This window comes from Clostridium caldaquaticum (genome assembly GCF_023806125.1).
GTDB lineage: Bacteria > Bacillota > Clostridia > Clostridiales > Clostridiaceae > Clostridium_AT > Clostridium_AT caldaquaticum.
In genome coordinates, this window is the sequence record NZ_JAMSKT010000007.1 from 25,049 (window position 1) to 42,801 (window position 17,753).

General features: G+C 29.7%; 21 protein-coding genes. 20 read left to right on the forward strand and 1 reads right to left on the reverse strand.

The genetic code is table 11. From position 1 onward, the window contains the following. The first annotated feature begins 11 nt into the window (after positions 1 to 11). From M2651_RS05845 to M2651_RS05900, 12 genes are all read left to right on the forward strand, one after another. The gene (locus tag M2651_RS05845) at positions 12 to 2,480 is read left to right on the forward strand and encodes a phage tail protein (RefSeq protein WP_252131413.1); all 2,469 of its coding nucleotides are present in this window, start codon (positions 12 to 14) and stop codon (positions 2,478 to 2,480) included. After that, positions 2,480 to 2,692, forward strand: a complete 213-nt coding sequence (locus M2651_RS05850) for a hypothetical protein (RefSeq protein WP_252131414.1) — start codon at positions 2,480 to 2,482, stop codon at positions 2,690 to 2,692. The genes M2651_RS05845 and M2651_RS05850 overlap by 1 nt, the downstream gene beginning before the upstream one ends. A gap of 13 nt (positions 2,693 to 2,705) precedes the next feature. Further along, the gene (locus tag M2651_RS05855) at positions 2,706 to 3,485 is read left to right on the forward strand and encodes a DUF1565 domain-containing protein (protein WP_252131415.1); all 780 of its coding nucleotides are present in this window, start codon (positions 2,706 to 2,708) and stop codon (positions 3,483 to 3,485) included. Continuing rightward, positions 3,482 to 3,742 (forward strand): hypothetical protein, encoded by a 261-nt coding sequence (locus tag M2651_RS05860; RefSeq protein WP_252131416.1) that lies wholly within the window; start codon positions 3,482 to 3,484, stop codon positions 3,740 to 3,742. Before M2651_RS05855 ends, M2651_RS05860 begins: the two co-directional genes overlap by 4 nt. Continuing rightward, positions 3,742 to 3,873 (forward strand): CD1375 family protein, encoded by a 132-nt coding sequence (locus tag M2651_RS05865; protein WP_252131417.1) that lies wholly within the window; start codon positions 3,742 to 3,744, stop codon positions 3,871 to 3,873. Before M2651_RS05860 ends, M2651_RS05865 begins: the two co-directional genes overlap by 1 nt. Positions 3,874 to 3,888: 15 nt before the next feature. After that, entirely contained in the window at positions 3,889 to 4,095 is a 207-nt protein-coding gene (locus M2651_RS05870; protein WP_252131418.1) for a hemolysin XhlA family protein, read from the forward strand. A gap of 12 nt (positions 4,096 to 4,107) precedes the next feature. Further along, a complete protein-coding gene (locus M2651_RS05875; protein ID WP_252131419.1) occupies positions 4,108 to 4,860 on the forward strand; it encodes a peptidoglycan recognition protein family protein in 753 nt (250 codons plus the stop codon). A 1-nt stretch (position 4,861) separates the two neighbouring features. After that, the gene (locus M2651_RS05880; RefSeq protein WP_252131420.1) at positions 4,862 to 5,053 is read left to right on the forward strand and encodes a phage holin; all 192 of its coding nucleotides are present in this window, start codon (positions 4,862 to 4,864) and stop codon (positions 5,051 to 5,053) included. A gap of 554 nt (positions 5,054 to 5,607) precedes the next feature. Beyond that, positions 5,608 to 6,492, forward strand: a complete 885-nt coding sequence (locus M2651_RS05885) for a ParM/StbA family protein (protein ID WP_252131421.1) — start codon at positions 5,608 to 5,610, stop codon at positions 6,490 to 6,492. Next, on the forward strand, positions 6,485 to 6,688 hold the full coding sequence (locus M2651_RS05890) for a hypothetical protein (RefSeq protein WP_252131422.1): 204 nt from the start codon (positions 6,485 to 6,487) through the stop codon (positions 6,686 to 6,688). Before M2651_RS05885 ends, M2651_RS05890 begins: the two co-directional genes overlap by 8 nt. Before the next feature lie 157 nt (positions 6,689 to 6,845). Next, positions 6,846 to 8,189 carry a type IV secretory system conjugative DNA transfer family protein gene (locus M2651_RS05895; protein ID WP_252131423.1) on the forward strand — a complete coding sequence of 448 codons (1,344 nt, stop codon included), beginning with the start codon at positions 6,846 to 6,848 and terminating at the stop codon, positions 8,187 to 8,189. 106 nt (positions 8,190 to 8,295) lie between these two features. Continuing rightward, entirely contained in the window at positions 8,296 to 9,231 is a 936-nt protein-coding gene (locus M2651_RS05900; RefSeq protein ID WP_252131424.1) for a plasmid recombination protein, read from the forward strand. Between the two features lie 269 nt (positions 9,232 to 9,500). On the opposite strand, the gene M2651_RS05905 is transcribed toward M2651_RS05900, so the two are convergent. Continuing rightward, entirely contained in the window at positions 9,501 to 9,665 is a 165-nt protein-coding gene (locus M2651_RS05905) for a hypothetical protein (RefSeq protein ID WP_252131425.1), read from the reverse strand. A gap of 178 nt (positions 9,666 to 9,843) precedes the next feature. Here M2651_RS05905 and M2651_RS05910 point away from each other — a divergent pair, with 178 nt between their 5' ends. The 8 genes from M2651_RS05910 to priA all read left to right on the forward strand — a co-directional run bounded on the left by M2651_RS05910 (position 9,844) and on the right by priA (position 17,743). Beyond that, positions 9,844 to 10,836, forward strand: coding sequence for an asparaginase (locus M2651_RS05910; protein ID WP_252131426.1), 993 nt, complete (start codon positions 9,844 to 9,846; stop codon positions 10,834 to 10,836). A 78-nt stretch (positions 10,837 to 10,914) separates the two neighbouring features. Further along, entirely contained in the window at positions 10,915 to 12,063 is a 1,149-nt protein-coding gene (locus tag M2651_RS05915; protein WP_252131427.1) for an aminotransferase class I/II-fold pyridoxal phosphate-dependent enzyme, read from the forward strand. Positions 12,064 to 12,268: 205 nt separating this feature from the next. After that, the gene (locus M2651_RS05920) at positions 12,269 to 13,147 is read left to right on the forward strand and encodes a YicC/YloC family endoribonuclease (protein WP_252131428.1); all 879 of its coding nucleotides are present in this window, start codon (positions 12,269 to 12,271) and stop codon (positions 13,145 to 13,147) included. 15 nt (positions 13,148 to 13,162) lie between these two features. Beyond that, positions 13,163 to 13,438 (forward strand): extracellular matrix/biofilm regulator RemA, encoded by a 276-nt coding sequence (gene remA / locus M2651_RS05925; protein ID WP_252131429.1) that lies wholly within the window; start codon positions 13,163 to 13,165, stop codon positions 13,436 to 13,438. Beyond that, complete coding sequence (gmk, locus tag M2651_RS05930) at positions 13,438 to 14,067, forward strand: guanylate kinase (protein WP_252131430.1); 630 nt, start codon at positions 13,438 to 13,440, stop codon at positions 14,065 to 14,067. Before remA ends, gmk begins: the two co-directional genes overlap by 1 nt. Further along, positions 14,048 to 14,266, forward strand: a complete 219-nt coding sequence (gene rpoZ / locus M2651_RS05935; protein WP_252131431.1) for a DNA-directed RNA polymerase subunit omega — start codon at positions 14,048 to 14,050, stop codon at positions 14,264 to 14,266. Before gmk ends, rpoZ begins: the two co-directional genes overlap by 20 nt. A gap of 1 nt (position 14,267) precedes the next feature. Continuing rightward, positions 14,268 to 15,452 carry a bifunctional phosphopantothenoylcysteine decarboxylase/phosphopantothenate--cysteine ligase CoaBC gene (gene coaBC / locus M2651_RS05940; RefSeq protein WP_252131432.1) on the forward strand — a complete coding sequence of 395 codons (1,185 nt, stop codon included), beginning with the start codon at positions 14,268 to 14,270 and terminating at the stop codon, positions 15,450 to 15,452. 89 nt (positions 15,453 to 15,541) lie between these two features. Further along, on the forward strand, positions 15,542 to 17,743 hold the full coding sequence (priA, locus tag M2651_RS05945) for a primosomal protein N' (protein WP_252131433.1): 2,202 nt from the start codon (positions 15,542 to 15,544) through the stop codon (positions 17,741 to 17,743). Positions 17,744 to 17,753: the final 10 nt, after the last annotated feature.

Consider the following 17,753-nt stretch of genomic DNA (forward strand, 5'->3'; position numbering starts at 1 on the left):
AGGTTATGAGAGTGAAATGGTTAAGTAATTTAGATTTAAATAAAAATGAGCTTCAAAATGCAAGAGTACAAAATTTATCAGTAGCACCTAGTAGTCCTGTAACTGGACAAATATATTATAATACAACAGATAATAAATATTACGGGTATAATGGTACGTCATGGGTAGACTTGAGTTTAGTCGTAACAAATTCTTTAACAAATGGGAATATAAAAATAAATGGTACTGAAACAACTGTATATACACATCCTGGAAGTGGAACAAACCCTCACGGCACAACAAAAGCAGATGTTGGACTTGGCAATGTAGATAATACAGCAGATGTAAATAAAAACGTATTATCTGCAACGAAATTAACTACTTCAAGAACAATAGCAGCTTCTGGTGATGTTACTGGTACAGCTACATCTTTTGATGGCTCTGCTAATATAACAATACCTATGACACTTGCAAACAGTGGAGTAACTGCAGGTACGTATAAATCTGTAACGGTAGATGCCAAAGGTAGAGTAACAGCAGGTACAAACCCCACTACTTTATCAGGTTATGGTATAACAGACGCTGTAAAAAATAATGGTAACTCTCCGTCAATTCAATCTGGTTTAGAAGCTTCAAGACCATCAGCAACTGGTAGCGGGGCAATTTATCTATCTACAGATACAAAAAAAATATGGAAAGATACAGCTTTAGGTACTTGGACACAAATGGGTGGACAGGATACTATAGATTGGGCGAATGTAACAGGAAAACCTAGCACATTCACTCCACCAGTAGCAAGTGCTGATACACTTGGAGGTATCAAAGTAGGAGCTAATTTAACTATAGACGCAAATGGTGTTTTAAATGCAAATGACAATCCAACATCATATATTATTAAACAGGAAAAGTTTACAGCAACAGAGGGGCAAACGGTTTTTAATTTAACACAAGGAAGTTATAGGCAAGGACTAGGGGCTTTGTCTATTTTTGTTTATGGAACAAAATTGAGTTCTGATTCATTTACTGAAACATCTACTACAAGTTTCACTTTAAAAACAGGACTTAACGCAGGAGATACAGTTATTGCTGAATATATACAGCTTATAAATGTAACACCATATCCTATACATGCCAGTGAACACTTAACTGGAGGCACTGACCCAATACCATTAGTTACAACATCATCAAATGGTTTGATGTCTGCTTCAGATAAATCAAAACTAGATTCTGCAACTAATTCAAATTCAGCAAATGCATTAGTACAAAGAGATGCTTCTGGTAATTTTTCAGCAGGTACTATAACAGCGAGTTTATCTGGAAATGCTTCAACTGCTACGAAACTTCAAACGTCAAGGTCTATTTCAATTACAGGAGATGCAACAGGTTCTGCAAGTTTTGACGGCTCAGCAAATGCAAGCATTGCATTAACGCTTGCAAATAGCGGAGTAACAGCAGGTACGTACACAAAAGTAACAGTTGACGCCAAAGGTAGAGCAACTGCAGGAACTACTTTAACTGCAAGCGATATACCTTCGCTTACAGCTTCAAAAATTTCTGATTTTGATACACAGGTAAGAACGTCAAGACTTGACCAGATGGCAGTTCCGACAGCTGATATATCAATGAATAGTAAAAAAATCACAAATTTAGCTGACCCAGTTAACGGAACAGATGCAGTTAACAAAAATTATGTTGATGCTGCAAGAGCAGGGTTAAGTGTTAAAGACCCTGTAAGAGTTGCAACGACAGCTAATATTACGCTAAGTGGTACTCAAACAATAGATGGCGTGGCCGTAGTTGCAGGTGATAGAGTTTTAGTCAAAAATCAAACAACAGCAAGTCAGAATGGTATATATGTAGTTGCTTCTGGGGCTTGGTCGAGGGCATCAGATGCAAATACTTCTTCAGAAGTAAAAGCTGGGCTTTGCGTATGGGTTAATGAGGGTACAACAAACGGAGATAGCCGTTGGGTATTAACAACAAATGATACCATAATTCTTGGTACAACTTCATTAACTTTCACAAAAGACTTTCAAGCTTCAGATATAATAGCAGGTGCAGGTCTTACAAAATCAGGTAATCAATTAGATGTTGTAGGTACAGCAAATAGAATAATTGTAAATGCGGATAATATTGATATTGCAAGCACTTACGTTGGACAAACATCAATTACTACTCTTGGAACAATTACAACAGGAACATGGCAAGGAACTGCAATAGGAGTAGCTTACGGAGGAACAGGAGCTACTACTGCCTCAGGAGCAAGAACAAATTTAGGAGCGGTAGGAAAATATGCTGCAAATATTGGAGATGGAACATCTACAACTATAACTGTAACTCATAATTTAAATACTACAGATGTTATTGTTTCACTTAGAGAAACTGCAAGTCCTTATAATGGAGTAATAACAGATTGGCAAATGGTAGATGCAAACAATATAAAATTATTATTTGCTACAGCCCCAACAAGTGGACAATATAGAGTGGTGGTGACCGGATAATGAAATATCTTAATACATTTCAAGATAGAACAGGAAAGAACGTCAGTATTGAAGGACACACTCATACAAAAACTCAAATAACCGATATGCCAACAAAATTAAGTCAGTTTGAGAATGATGTAGGATTTACAGTAAACGCTATAAGACAAACTGTAAGCAGTTCATCTCCAACATCTCCGATTAATGGAGATGTATGGATTCAACTAACATAAAGGAGGTTTTAATATGGGAACAATTAAAAACGCAATTTATAAGGTGCATAATGGTACAGACTTTGATACAATTCATTTTCAAACAAAAGCAAGTCAAGTTACGACAAATACTGGAAGTAATGTAGAAACTGTTTTAAGTGATTTAAGCAATTATAAAGTTGGTAGAACACAGGCAGACATGCAAATTTATGTAAGTTTAACTGGAAGCGATTCAACTGGAGACGGAAGTAGCAGTAATCCATATAGAACTATTCAAAAAGCAATTGATATTTTACCCAAATACATTTTTCACACAATAACAATTAATCTAGCTGCTGGAGATTATGCCGAAACAATTGGCATAAATGGTTTTGTAGGAAGAGGTGAAATTAGATTAATTGGTGCTGATATAAGTGGAGACACTCATCAAACTACTTCAATAAGTATTGCTAATTGTGCATGTCCTATTTTTGTAACAGGAATAAGATGTACACGAATAAGTTCTGCTACGTTTGCTGTTGATTATTGTCAATATGTAAAATTCAGTCAATGTAAATCTATTAATAGCTCAGACCAGTCAGCATTTAGATTTTTTGCTTCAAAAGGTGCTGTTGAAAACTGTGAAGTTAGAAACAGACAATATGCTTTACTTGCATTAAGAAGCGAAGTGTATTCTGCAGATTGGTATGCAGCTAGTGGAAGTAATATATATGGTTTATATGTAAGTGAAGCTGGTAAAATTGGAAAATATGGAACTCAACCAACAGGAACAACTGCAAATGAAACAGCAATTAAAGGGGGTCAGATAGTATGATGAAAAAACTATTTTTTGATAATGAAGTTTTAGAAGCTGAAAAAATTATAAAATACGAAAATAAAATAATTGGTTACATAGGAGATAATGAAGTTTTTTCTTTTAAAGGTATAACTGATTTTTCTGTTTTCACATTAGAAGAAGGACAAGAATTTGATATAAATAAAACAGAAGAATTAGAAATATTAAAAAAAGAAAATGTTGAAATTAAACTTGCTATTGCAGAAATGTATGAAACTATATTAGGAGGTATATAATGATTAAAATTTATGCTGACCTTGTAGAACAAGGTTTAAGAGCTTTAGAAGAAAATGATGGTGGTATTCCAATAGTGCCTATAAATCTTAGAGATAGAGTTAGAACTGAATTGGAGAGTAGAAAACTTTAAGAAGGCAGGTGCAAAATGGCTGACGAATTAATTATACAAGATTTAAGAGATAGACTTATTAAAATAGAAACTTTACTCGAGCAAAAATTTGTAATTACAGATATAAAGACCAAAGAACTCGAAGAAAGAATTAAAAAACTTGAAGAAAATCAAACGTGGCTATGGCGAGCTGTAGTAGGTGCAGTAATTACAGGGGCTATAGCTTTTTTAATTGGTAAATAGGAGGTGCTAATATTGTTTGAGGTTATAACTATTGACGAGCTTTTAAAAAGACTAGATAAATATAATCATAAAGAGCTTCACGTACATCATACTTGGAAACCAAGCCATAAAGATTTCAATGGTTCAAATGGTGTTAAGCTTCAGCAAAGCATGAGAGATTATCATGTAAATACTCTGAAATGGAATGATATAGGACAACATGTTACATTACTTTTAGATGGTACTTTTGTTACCGGCAGAGATTTTGCAAAAACTCCTGCCAGTATATCAGGCTATAATACAGGTGCTTTTGCTTGTGAAATGCTGGGGAATTTTGATTCTGGAAATGATGTTTTAAAAGGGGCTCAAAAAGAAAGCATAATAAAACTTGCAAGATATTTTTATGATAAAGGCAGGTATATAAGATTTCACAGAGAAAACGCTCCAAAGACCTGCCCAGGTACTTCAATAGATAAAAATGCTTTTATGAATGAAGTAAAAAATTTAAATGTAAATCAAATTAATGTCAAGGAGGAAGTAAAGGTGAAAAATTTAGTCGTATATGGAAATAGCATTGATAAAAGGGCAGCAGAATATCTGGCTGATTATTTAGGTTGTGCAACTTTAGACGGCAACATTGCTTATGATTATAGCAACGTAGAGAATGTATATTGTGTAGGTGGTGCTCCAAGTTTACCATGGACAAGTTACGCAAAGAAAATTATTACTGGTAAAGATAGATATGACACTATAATTCAAGTATTAAAGTTTATTGGGAGGGTGTAAAATGGATATAAAATCAAGGTTGAGAAACAAAACCTTTTTAGTATCGCTGTTTTCTGCGGTACTTTTATTATGTCAGCAGTTAGGTGTTAATATATTTCCGGATAATGCTGCAGATATATTTAATACAATTCTAGTGATACTTACAATATTAGGTGTTGTAATAGATCCAACTACTCCAGGAATAAGTGATTAATTTACCCCGGGGAAATTCCCCGGGTTTTTTATTTTTTTGAGAGGATTTTTTATAATTTTGTAGAAATATAAAAAATAAATTTTATTAAAAACATGCATTAAATTAACCTAACAGGTAAATAATCATTAAAAGAAAGGGATATTTATTATATAATGTTAATAGGATATGTAAACAACGAAGTAGAAAAGATATGTAATGATAGCTATCTCCCATATACAGTTTATAATAATGAAATACCAAAATTTAAAATTAGTAGTAATACTGATAATAATAAATAATTCTAATAATGTTAAAAAATTAAAAGTAGATAAAATAGAATTTGATGATAATTGTTTTTAAATTTATTAAAAAAGGTAACCTCAATCGAGGTTACCTTTTTATCTTCTATAATACTTCTCTCTAAGCTCATCTTGCTCATTTTAATTTTCTATTACATAATTTTTATTTAATTTTTAAGCACATTTTACATAATCTTATCATATTATAAATTATAATAAGTAATTTTTAATTAATTTTTAATTAATTTTTAAGCAATTTTGATGTAAGGAGGTTATATGATATTAGGCATTGATGTAGGTTATTCTATGACGAAAACATGTTCTAGCAAAGGAATTGACATATTCATGAGTACAGTAGAAGAAGGTGTAAATGATATTAACAAAGCTATTGTAATTGAATATGAAGGCATTGAATATACAATAGGAGAAAAAACAGGAGCTTTTTCTACAGATATAAATAAAATCAATGATTTAACCTTTAAATTATGTTTGTTTACTGCTATTTCTAGAGCTATGAAAAATAATCTAGTAGATGAAATAAATCTTGTTACTGGGTTGCCTATTGAATATTATAAAACACAAAAACAGGAACTTGTAGAAAGTTTAAAAGGTGTCAGAGCAACTGTTATTTATAATGGTGAGCCTAAAAGATTTACTATAACTAACTGTTTAGTTTTTCCTCAGAGTGCTGGATTATTTGTGTTAAATCCTTCTGAATTTGTAGGTGATAATATTATAGTTGATATAGGAGGTTTAACTGTTGATGTTAGTTACTTTAATGATATGAAACTGTTAAAAAGCAGAACTTATGAATTAGGAATATTAAAATTATACGATAAGATAATACAAATTATAAAATCTATATATGGTGTATCTTACGATATTTTAAAAGCTGAAAGTATTATATATACAGGTAACATTATAAAAGATGGTAATACAATTAATGTTAAGGAATTAGTCGATGAAATACTTAAAAAACACACAGAAAATATTTTACGAAATATTAAAAACGGGCTTAGTGAATATGACACAAGCAAAAGGATATTTATAGGAGGTGGAAGTTATATATTAAAAGATTATCTTCCTGTAAAGATAAAACAAGAAGATATTTATGCTAATGCAAAAGCATTTTATTTAATAGGAGTGGATAAATTTGAGTAGAAAAACTATAAGTATGGATAATAAAGTAATAGAAAAAGGTGAAAAAAGAGCTGAACAATTAGGAATGACTTTCAGCGGTTATTTAACTTATTTAATAAATAAAGATTGTGGTGAAATAGCGGCTACGTTAGAATCTGTAAAAAAAACTAAAGATAACAAAATAAGAAATGCTATAGATAATATTCTTGGGGACTAAGAGAGGGCAAATGCCCTCTTATTTAAAAATAGTATAGCCAATATAACCTGTAACTATAGCTATTATAGCAGATAGTATATCTAAAAGTAAAATCATACTAACCAACTCCTTTAAAATAGTATTTTCACGTACATAATAATTTATACATGGGGGCATAATGGAACCATTATTTTATTGTTTGTTATTAGCTGATAAACTATTAAAGGTAGGTTTGTTTGGATGCGGTTTATGGCTATTTTTTGAAGTTAGAAAAGTAAAAAAAAATAAACTTGGCACATCAAAACTTCAAATTGAAAGGAGTAAATTAACAGGTGATGATGGATTTATTTTATCTAAAAACTTTCAGCTTAATTTTAAAAAATCATGTGAAAATGTAGTCGTTATTGCTCCACCAGGAGAGGGGAAAACACGCTCGTTTTTTACAACAAATCTTTTAAATAATTGTTTCCCAAAAAGTTCGATAGTAATACCTGATTTAAAAGGTGAGTTATGGAAAAGTACAGCAGATTATCAAAAAAGCATAGGAAGAAAAATTATAAAATTTGAAATACTAGGAGAAGAAGGATTTTATAACCCTTTAAGCAACTGCGATGATTTTGCAGAGATAAGAAAACTTGCAATAAATATATTAGAAAATGCACAAGTTGATAAAGACAATAAAAACAGCGAATGGATTAGTATGTCAGCTCCACTTCTTACAGCAGCTTTGCTTAAAGAAAATACTATAGATAAAGCTTTAGATTTAATAATATTAAATGATGAAGAAACACTAGAGAAAGAGTTTTTAAAATCAAATCCACAAGCACAAAAGCAATTTTTAATATTTAAAACAAGTCTAAGAAGTCCAGGAACTGTAGATAGTATAAGAAGTACTCTGGCTACAAGTCTTGCTTTATATGGTGATATAAAACTCATTAAAACCATATCTAAAAACAGCTTTTCACCAAAAGATTTAAGAGAAGAACCTATAGCACTCTATATTTCTTATGAACCTTCAAAAGCTAAATATCTTTCGCCTTTTTTAGGTATTTTTTATACACAACTGATAGAAAAAACAATGGATTTTTATACTGAAAATAGTCTACCTGTTATTTTTATGTTGGAAGAACTACAGAACTTAGGGAAAATTCAAGGTTTAGAAAGTATTTTAGCATTAAATAGAATTTACGAAATGCCTTTTTTATGCTGCCTGCAAAATATATCTAAACTTTATGACATTTACGGGCAAAATAATGCTATGACTATATTAAACTGTTTAAAAACTAAGTGTATACTGCCTTCCATTAGTGATTTAGAAGCACTTAAATATGTTAGTGAATTATGTGGAGAAACAGAGGTAATTATCAATCATGATAAAGGCAAGATTACAAAACATTCAAAAAAACTATTTACGCCAGATGAAGTTAGAAGGCTTTCTAACAGTAATAAAAATAGTGATGATACAGTTTTAATTATTGCTCACAATAAATTACCTTTTGTAGACAAACAATATTTAATATAGAAAAATAAATAAACCGTAGTGAGTTTTTTTTATATTTTTTTATATTTTTTATATTAATATTTTTTATATTAATATTTTTTATATTAATAATAAATTGGAGGAATATATGGTATGGGAAGATGTAGAAAACAAAGAAGAAAAATTATACAAAGAACCTACTTATAGAAGTATTAACAGTAATTATTTTTACTGCATTTTAAGATTTGGGAAAAAACATAAAGCTATGATAAGTATAAGAGGATTTCAAAAACATATGCAAAGGGAAATAGATGTACCTAATGCTGATACTAAAATACCTAATGAAATACTGATAGGAGATAACAATGTATATGACAAAGTTATAAATTATATAAAAGATGTTAAGCTTCGTAGCAATAATGTAATAGCTAGAGAAATACTTTTAACAGCTTCACCAGGATTTTTTAAAGGGTTATCTAATATACAGTTAGAACAATGGAAAACAATAAACAAAGAATGGTTACAAAACAATTTTAAAGATAATTGTATTTATGCTGTGCTTCATAAAGATGAAAGCACATGGCATATACATGCTTTAATTATTCCTAAATTCTACTCAGAGAAGAAGCAAAGTTATATACTCTCTAATGCCCGTTATTTTGACGGCGTAGATAAATTAAGAACATGGCAGGATAATTACGCTTCCTCAATGCAAAGCACTTTTAAAAGCCTTAATCGTGGAATAAAATATAGTAAAGCTAAACATATAGAAGTTAGAAAATGGTACACACTTATTAATGAACAGCTAAACGAAAAAGATTTAGAACAGGTTAAAGCTAAAGCATTGAATAATGAACTAGTAGAGCTTAAATTAAAATCAATACAAAATACTTTAAAAATTTATAAAAAATATAATATTGATATAATTTTAGAAAATGAAAAACTTAATAAGGAATTAAAAGAACTTAAGAAAGATAAGAATTATTTTGAAAATGCTGTTAAATTAATATCTAATTATTATAAAATTGATGAAAAGAAAATAAAACAGCTTATAAATTATAATGAAAATACATTAGGTAGGTAAAAGATTTCTTCATAATATATACACTTAAATTTACGACCATAATTTCGACCATAATCTAACAAAAAACTGGTGAAATGAATGGAAATTTAATGAAATAAAAAATTCATTTTTTATGATAAATAAAGGGCTTGTTTAAATTAATAAAGCCTTATTCAATTAAGTGAAAGCAGGTTTTTTATAAATGGGGTTCTAGAGGTCGCAGGTTCAAATCCTGTTACCCAGACCATGATAAAGCCTGCAAACTTATTGTTCGCAGGCTTTAAATTTTTTTATAAATGATTATCATAGAATTCAATAATTTTTGTGAAATTGCCACCTAACTTTGCAGTAATATTATCATTATATCCATAAGCATCATCCATTTCTGTAAATGAATCTGTATTTTCTAAAAATAATGATTCATTTTCTTCAGGCTCTATAGGCTTAACATTCATTAAAGACACCTCCTTGAGGTTAGCATGTGTAACTTTATTAACAGTATGCATGTAAATTTAAAACATATTATAATTTTTAGTAGTTTTATACAGTTAAAAGATGTAGAATAATAAAGAATAAATCATAAATCAATAAATATTAATAAATTCATTACATTATTTGTGGGAGGTAAAAGTCTTGAAAAAAGTTGCAGTTATTTTTAATGGAGGCACAATTTCCATGAAAGTAGACCCTAGGATAAGAGCAGCTGTACCTACCTTAAGTGGTGAGGAGATTATGTCTATGGTAACAGGAATTGAAAGGTATGCTCAAATAGAGTCTCATACTTTTTCAAACTTACCGGGTCCTCATATGTGTCCTAAAACTATGTTTGAATTATCAAAATATATTCAAAATATATTGTTAAGAGAAGACATTACAGGGGTTGTAGTTACTCATGGTACAGATACCTTGGAAGAAACTGCATATCTTTTAGATTTAACAATAAACAGTGAAAAGCCAGTTGTTGTAACAGGATCTATGAGAAACAGCTCTGAATTAGGTTATGATGGTCCAGCTAATTTATCAGCATCTATATGTACAGCGATTTCACAAGAAGCCAGAAATAGAGGAGTGTTAGTTTGTTTAAACGATGAATTAAATTGTGCCAGTGAAGTTACTAAAGCAAATTCTATGAGTCTTGATACTTTTAAAAGTCCTAACTTTGGTCCTATTGGAATTGTAGATAGTAATGAAGTTATTTTTTATAGAAACAGTCTTATGAAACAGTATATTAAAACTAACAATATTGAAACTAGTGTAGATTTAATTAAATGTGCAGCAGGAATGGATTCTAAATTTATAGATTTTTGTGTTGAACGTGGTACAAAAGGAATTGTAGTTGAAGCTATGGGAAGAGGGAATATACCTCCTAAAATGGTTGATGGCGTTAAAAGGGCAATAAAAACAGGAATACCAGTAGTGTTAGTATCTAGGTGCTATCAAGGAAGAGTGTTAGATTCTTATGGTTACCCTGGAGGAGGAAAAGAACTTAGAAACTTAGGAGTCATCTTTGGAGACAACCTTCCAGGTCAGAAGGCCAGAATCAAACTTATGGTTGCTTTAGGTAAAACAAATAATAATAGTGAAATAAAACAAATATTTGAATTCGGTCATTATCAGAGTAGTTAACTTTGGATTTTTCCCTTTGTAACATTTATCAGTTTTTTAGAATAGTATAATAAAAAACTGATAAATGGAGGTATATTAATGAAACCCAATAATAGATTGAAAACTATATCGGAATATCATTTTCAAAAGTTAGATATAATAAAAAAAAATATGCTAAATGATGGCAAAAAAATTATAGATCTAAGTATTGGCGATCCTGATTTGCCTGTTGAAAATAGTATTATTAATGCTTTAATAGAAGGATTAAAAATAAAAGATTTTAATAAATATCCACCATATGAAGGAATACAGCAGTTAAAGAAAGGTATAATAAAATACTATGAACAAGTTTTTTCTGTTAAATTAGAGTTTGAAGAAGTTTTAATACTTATAGGTTCAAAAGAAGGTATTAATAATATAGTACCTGCAGTTTGTGATATTGGAGATTATGCTATTATACCAAAACCTGCTTATCCAGTTTATGAAACATCCTGTCATCTTTGGGGGGTAAATGCTTTTGAAATTCCTTTGCTGGAAAAAAATTTATATTTACCAGAAGTAAAATTTATACCTAAGGATATTTTGCCAAAAAGCAAGTTATTTGTGCTTAACTATCCTAACAATCCTACTGGGGCAGTAGCAAACAGTGAATTTTATAAGGAAATAATAGAGTTTTGCATAAAAAATGATATTGTTTTATATAATGATGGAGCCTATAACGAAATAATTAAAGAGGGTGAAGCTCCTCTAAGTTTATTGCAGATAGATAAGAAAAAGCAATGTATAGAATTTGGAACTTTTTCTAAAATATATAATATGACAGGATTTAGAATTGGTTATGCTGTTGGGAATTCTCAAATTATAAAGGCTCTTCTTAAAGTGAAGAGTAATGTTGACTCAGGGCAATTTATTCCTATTCAATATGCGGCAATACAAGCACTAAAACTTACCAGAAATTATGTAGATAATATTAGAAAGATTTTTGATGAGAGAAGACAAAATGCTGAGCAAGTTTTAACAGAACACAATATAGATTTCTTTAAAAGTGTAGGTACTTTTTATATTTGGTGTAAAACGCCAGCTGGGTATACTACTGAGACCTTCTGTGAAGAATTATTAAACAATTATGGAATAATAGTTACTCCTGGAATTGCATTTGGAGATTTAGGTAAAGATTATTTTAGAATAGCTCTAACAAAAGATAAGCAGGAAATAGTGCAAGCTTTTAGCAATTTAAAAGTATATTGATTTTTTGATGAAATCTTATTATAGATGTTTCTTTTGATTATAATTTTATGTGTCAAAGGAAACATCTATAAAATTAATAATGTTCATATATTTATTTATTATTTTTTGAAAAACGTTATAGATTCTAAATTTATCTTGCATTTCTTAGGAGGATTTATGTATAATTAGTTATAAACTGAATACTGGTCGGAAGGATGAGTCAAATATGTTGAAAAGCATGACAGGATTTGGAAGAGGGAGTATCGAAGAAAGTGGTAAAAGCTTTATAGTTGAAATAAAGTCTGTTAATCATAGATATTTAGACTTAAATATTAAAATGCCAAGAAACTTAATATCTCTTGAAGAGAAGATAAGAAATACGATTTCTAAAATGATAAGCAGGGGTAAAGTTGATGTTTTTATCACTTTAAATTCTTTTGCTTCAAATAATGCTATTGCAAACTTTAATTATTTGTTAGCAGATAGTTATGTAGAGTGTCTTCAGGAAATAAAAGATAGATATAATGTGAAGGATGATATTTCCGTATCTCTTATATCAAGGTTTCCAGAGGTAATTACACTTAATCAGCAGGAAGAGGACTTAGATAAGGTATGGTCAAGTTTAAGCACGCCTTTAAATGAAGCAATCAGCTTACTTATAGCTATGAGAGAAAGAGAAGGATTAAAGTTAAAGGAAGACATAATTAAAAGATGTGATTACATAAAAGATTGTATTGATAAGATATCGAAAAGATCTCCTATGATTGTTAAAGAATATAAGGAAAAATTAGAAAAAAGGATTAATGACTTGTTGAATGATACTGCTGTAGATGAAAGTAGACTAGCTTTAGAAGTTGCTTTATTCGCTGATAAAGTCAATATTGATGAAGAAATTGTCAGATTAAACAGCCATTTAATACAATTGAAAGAGACACTTGAATTAAATGAATCAATAGGAAGAAAATTGGACTTTATAGTTCAGGAAATGAATAGAGAAATAAATACTATAGCTTCTAAGGCAAATGATTTAGAACTTGTTAATATAGTTTTAAGCTTAAAGAATGAAGTTGAAAAAATTAGAGAACAAGTGCAAAATGTTGAATAAATTAGGAGGATAATGATGAGCATAAAGTTAATAAATATAGGATTTGGTAATATTGTTTCTGCCAACAGATTAATAGCTATAGTAAGTCCTGAATCAGCACCAATTAAAAGAATAATTCAGGAAGCAAGAGATAGGGGAATGCTTATAGATGCTACTTATGGAAGAAGAACAAGAGCTGTAATAATTACAGATAGTGATCATATTATATTATCAGCTGTACAGCCAGAAACCGTAGCACACAGATTGTCAACAAATAAAGACGAAGTAGAAATTGACGAGGTTGATGAATAATGAAGAAAAGAGGACTTTTATTAGTTATTTCTGGCCCCTCTGGTGCGGGAAAAGGCACTATATGTAAAGCATTGTTAGATAAAAATGAGTTTTGGTTGTCTGTTTCTGCTACAACAAGACAGCCACGACAGGGTGAAATTCATGGGAAAAATTATTACTTTATTAGTAGAGATGAGTTCTTAGAAAAAATAGAAAATGATGATTTTCTTGAATATGCTGAGGTGTATGGTAATTTTTACGGAACCCCTAAATCAAATGTTATACAAATGCTTGAAAATGGTAAAGATGTAATATTAGAAATAGATATTCAGGGTGCCTTAAAAGTAAAAGAAGTTTTTCCAGAAGGAGTTTTTATTTTTATACTTCCGCCTTCTATGGATGAACTAAAGAAAAGAATTATAAAAAGAGGCAGCGAAACTCCTGAATCTTTAATGACTAGATTTAAGTCTGCTTATAAAGAAATAAATTATGTATCTAAATATAGTTATGCAGTTGTAAATGATACTGTTGAAGATGCTGTTAAAAAAATTGAAAGCATTGTTATTGCTGAAAGATGCAGAGTTGATAGAATGAAAGATACTATTTTAAATTCAAAGGAGGAGTTAATTCATGAACAACTCTATGATTAATCCATCTATTGTAGATTTATTAGAAAAGGTTGAAAATAGATATTCATTAGTTATAATTACTTCGAAAAGAGCAAGACAAATAATTGAAGGTGATAAGCCTTTAATTGATGTAGAAAAGAATAAACCTCTTACAGTTGCTATTAATGAAGTAAATGCTGGAGTTATTACTTATGAAACTTTGAAAGAAGGAATAAAGTAACATGGGTTTTTCAAAAACTGTAGTTATAGGAGTATGTGGCGGTATTGCAGCTTATAAAGCATTAGATGTAATAAGTGACTTAAAGAAAAAAAATATAAATATCAATGTTATAATGACTAAAAATGCTACAAAGTTTGTGACACCCCTTACTTTTCAAGCTCTTAGTCAAAATATGGTAGTTACAGATATGTTTGCAGAACCAAAGGCATGGGAAATACAACATATATCTTTGGCAAAAAAAGCAGATTTAATGCTTATACTGCCAGCCACTGCTAATATAATTGGTAAGGTTGCAAACGGCATAGCAGATGATATGCTTTCTACTACAATAATGGCAACAAAAGCTCCAGTTATTTTTGCACCTGCTATGAATACAAATATGTTTGCTAACCCTATAGTAAAGGAAAATATTAACAAGTTAAAGCAGCATGGTTATAATTTTGTTTCTCCTTCTAGCGGAAGATTAGCCTGTGGCGATGTAGGAGAAGGGAAATTAGCTGATACAAAGCTTATAAGTGCTATTGTATGCAGCATGTTGTATGATATAAAGGATATGACTGAAAAAAGAGTATTAGTTACAGCTGGACCTACTATTTCGCCCATTGATCCTGTAAGGTATTTAAGCAATAAGTCTACTGGTAAAATGGGCTATGCAATAGCTGAAGAAGCTAGAGACAGAGGTGCTAAAGTTACTTTGATATCAGGACCAACTAGTTTAGAGCATCCTTTTGGTATAAATGTAATAAATGTTAAAACAAATGAAGAGATGTATAATGAGGTATTAAAGCATTTTGATTCTCAAGATATAGTTATTAAGTCTGCAGCAGTGGCGGATTATAAAGTTGAACAGTACTCGCCCAAAAAGATTAAGAAAAATAATGAACGCTTAGAAATAAAATTAATTAAAGATAATGATATATTAAAAAAATTGGGTGAATTAAAAACAAAGCAAATACTTGTTGGTTTTGCTGCTGAAAGCAATGATTTGATTGAAAATGCTGAAGCAAAGCTCAGGAATAAAAACTTAGATTATATTGTTGCAAATGATATTACTAGCAGTGATACAGGGTTTGCTTCAGATAATAACAAAGTTGTAATATTAAGTAAACACGGTGAAATTATAAATCTTGATAAAATGCCTAAAAAAATGGTGGCTAGGGAGCTTTTTAATTTTATAAATGTATAATGTCAAGTTTATTTTTTATAGGGGCAAACCTGGTAGTTATATTACAGGATTAAGCCCTTTTAATTTATTAATTTTAGAAGGGTGATTAAGTGTACAAATATGCTGGAATCATAGTAAATAATAACTCTATACAGTTAGATAAAGTTTTTATATATTATATACCTAAAAAGTTAAGAGAAATTATAAAAGTAGGTTTTAGGGTAAAGATTCCTTTTGGAGTTGGTAACAAAATAATAGATGGGTTTATAGTTGCTTTATATGAAGAATATTCTAGTAACTCCAACATAAAAGAAATATTAGAACTTAGTGATGAATATCCAATATTAAGGCTTGAAGATATAGAGCTTATTAAATTTATGAGAGAAAAATATTTGTGTACTTATCTAGAAGCTATTAAAGTTATTATTCCAACTGGGATTATAAAAGGAATAAATAGAAAAACTAGTGATGTAATATATGTTGGTAAAAATCTGGATGGAAAGTATCAAAAGGAAAATTATAAATTAATATATAGTTTAATTGCAGAAAATAATGGAAAGTATAATAAGAATGAATTTAGTAAAAAGTTTGGAGTTTCACTTTCTTCTTTAAATACTTTGTTAAAGTATGGTTATTTAACTACTGAAAAAATAACTATAAATAGATATGATGAAAGGATATTCAGTAGTTATCCAGAAAAAGTTCTTAATAAAGAACAAAAATATGTTTTTGATCGAATTGTAAATTCAAATAATAATAATTTTTTAATTCACGGTATAACTGGAAGTGGGAAAACAGAAATATATATGAACCTTGTTAATAATATGATTAACAATGGAAAAGATTCAATTATTTTGGTTCCTGAAATTTCTTTAACTCCCCAAATGGTAGAAAGATTTAAAGGCAGGTTTGGAAAAAATATAGCTGTTTTTCACAGTAAGCTATCTGAAGGTGAAAGATTTGATGAATGGTTTAGAGTTAAAAATGGTGAAGTAAAAGTAGCCATAGGAGCTAGGTCTGCTGTTTTTTTACCCTTCAATAATTTAGGCTTGATTATAATTGATGAAGAACATGAACACAGTTATAAATCTGATAGCGATCCTAAATATAATGCTTTAGAAATCGCACAGTATAGATGTAGCATAGAAGGAAGTAAGTTTGTATTAGGTTCAGCAACACCTTCTGTTGAAACTTATTATAAAACTACTTTAGGAGAACTAGAGCTTTTAGTCTTGAAAAATAGAGCTGATAATGCTGTACTTCCTAGAGTTGAACTTGTTGATATGAGAGAAGAACTTGTAGCAAATAATAAGTCTATATTTAGTAAAAAATTGTATAGTGAGATCGAGAAAAGCTTGATAAATGGTGAACAAATAATACTTTTTTTAAACAGAAGAGGTTATTCAACTTTTGTATCCTGCAGAAAGTGTGGTTTTGTATTTAAGTGTAATAATTGTGATATTTCATTAACATATCATAATGAGGATGGGATACTTAGCTGTCATTATTGTGGCAGTAAAAGAAAGGTAACTAATGTATGTCCAAAATGCAAGAGTAAGTATGTAAAATATTTCGGTGTTGGAACAGAAAAAGTTGAGCAGGAGATTAAAAAATATTTTCCAATGGCTAAAACACTACGAATGGATTTTGATACTACTCGAAAAAAAAATTCGTATGAAACTATATACAACTTGTTCAAAGATAATAAAGCAGATATATTGATAGGAACACAAATGATAGCAAAAGGTTTAGATTTTAAAAACGTTACTTTAGTAGGTGTTATTGCAGCGGATTTATCTTTAAATTTACCAGATTATCGCTCAGCAGAGAGGACTTTTCAGCTTATAACTCAAGTAGGAGGAAGAGCTGGAAGAGGTGAAAAACCTGGAAAAGTAATAGTGCAGACTTATAATACTGAAAATTACAGTATACTGAATTCTATAGCAAATGATTATAAAAACTTTTATAATCAGGAAATATCAATAAGAAGGGATATGGGTTATCCTCCTTTCTCAAAAATATTATTAATAAATATGAGCAGTAAAAATGAAAATTTATTAATAAAAAATATACAAAACGTTGGCGTAATATTAAAAAATATTTTAGAGCATAATGATAAAATAGAAATGTTAGGACCTTGTCCTTGTGCAATTTCTAAAATTAATGAACATTTTAGGTGGCAGATATTATTAAAAGGTGATATAAACAACAAATTAGCTAATGATATAAAAAATACTGTATATGAAACTTTAAAAGAAGTATATACAGAAATTAGGGTAAGTCTTGATATAAACCCTAATAGTCTTATATAAAATAAATTTT

Bases quoted from the DNA above. Each gene is read 5' to 3' on its own strand.
- M2651_RS05920 (WP_252131428.1), top strand. From the start codon at position 12,269: ATGTTGAAAAGCATGACAGGATTTGGAAGAGGGAGTATCGAAGAAAGT.
- gmk (WP_252131430.1), top strand. From the start codon at position 13,438: ATGAAGAAAAGAGGACTTTTATTAGTTATTTCTGGCCCCTCTGGTGCG.
- M2651_RS05850 (WP_252131414.1), top strand. From the start codon at position 2,480: ATGAAATATCTTAATACATTTCAAGATAGAACAGGAAAGAACGTCAGT.
- M2651_RS05855 (WP_252131415.1), top strand. From the start codon at position 2,706: ATGGGAACAATTAAAAACGCAATTTATAAGGTGCATAATGGTACAGAC.
- M2651_RS05905 (WP_252131425.1), bottom strand. From the start codon at position 9,665: ATGAATGTTAAGCCTATAGAGCCTGAAGAAAATGAATCATTATTTTTA.
- M2651_RS05865 (WP_252131417.1), top strand. From the start codon at position 3,742: ATGATTAAAATTTATGCTGACCTTGTAGAACAAGGTTTAAGAGCTTTA.
- remA (WP_252131429.1), top strand. From the start codon at position 13,163: ATGAGCATAAAGTTAATAAATATAGGATTTGGTAATATTGTTTCTGCC.
- M2651_RS05895 (WP_252131423.1), top strand. From the start codon at position 6,846: ATGGAACCATTATTTTATTGTTTGTTATTAGCTGATAAACTATTAAAG.
- M2651_RS05860 (WP_252131416.1), top strand. From the start codon at position 3,482: ATGATGAAAAAACTATTTTTTGATAATGAAGTTTTAGAAGCTGAAAAA.
- M2651_RS05870 (WP_252131418.1), top strand. From the start codon at position 3,889: ATGGCTGACGAATTAATTATACAAGATTTAAGAGATAGACTTATTAAA.
- M2651_RS05885 (WP_252131421.1), top strand. From the start codon at position 5,608: ATGATATTAGGCATTGATGTAGGTTATTCTATGACGAAAACATGTTCT.
- M2651_RS05915 (WP_252131427.1), top strand. From the start codon at position 10,915: ATGAAACCCAATAATAGATTGAAAACTATATCGGAATATCATTTTCAA.
- coaBC (WP_252131432.1), top strand. From the start codon at position 14,268: ATGGGTTTTTCAAAAACTGTAGTTATAGGAGTATGTGGCGGTATTGCA.
- M2651_RS05880 (WP_252131420.1), top strand. From the start codon at position 4,862: ATGGATATAAAATCAAGGTTGAGAAACAAAACCTTTTTAGTATCGCTG.
- M2651_RS05900 (WP_252131424.1), top strand. From the start codon at position 8,296: ATGGTATGGGAAGATGTAGAAAACAAAGAAGAAAAATTATACAAAGAA.
- rpoZ (WP_252131431.1), top strand. From the start codon at position 14,048: ATGAACAACTCTATGATTAATCCATCTATTGTAGATTTATTAGAAAAG.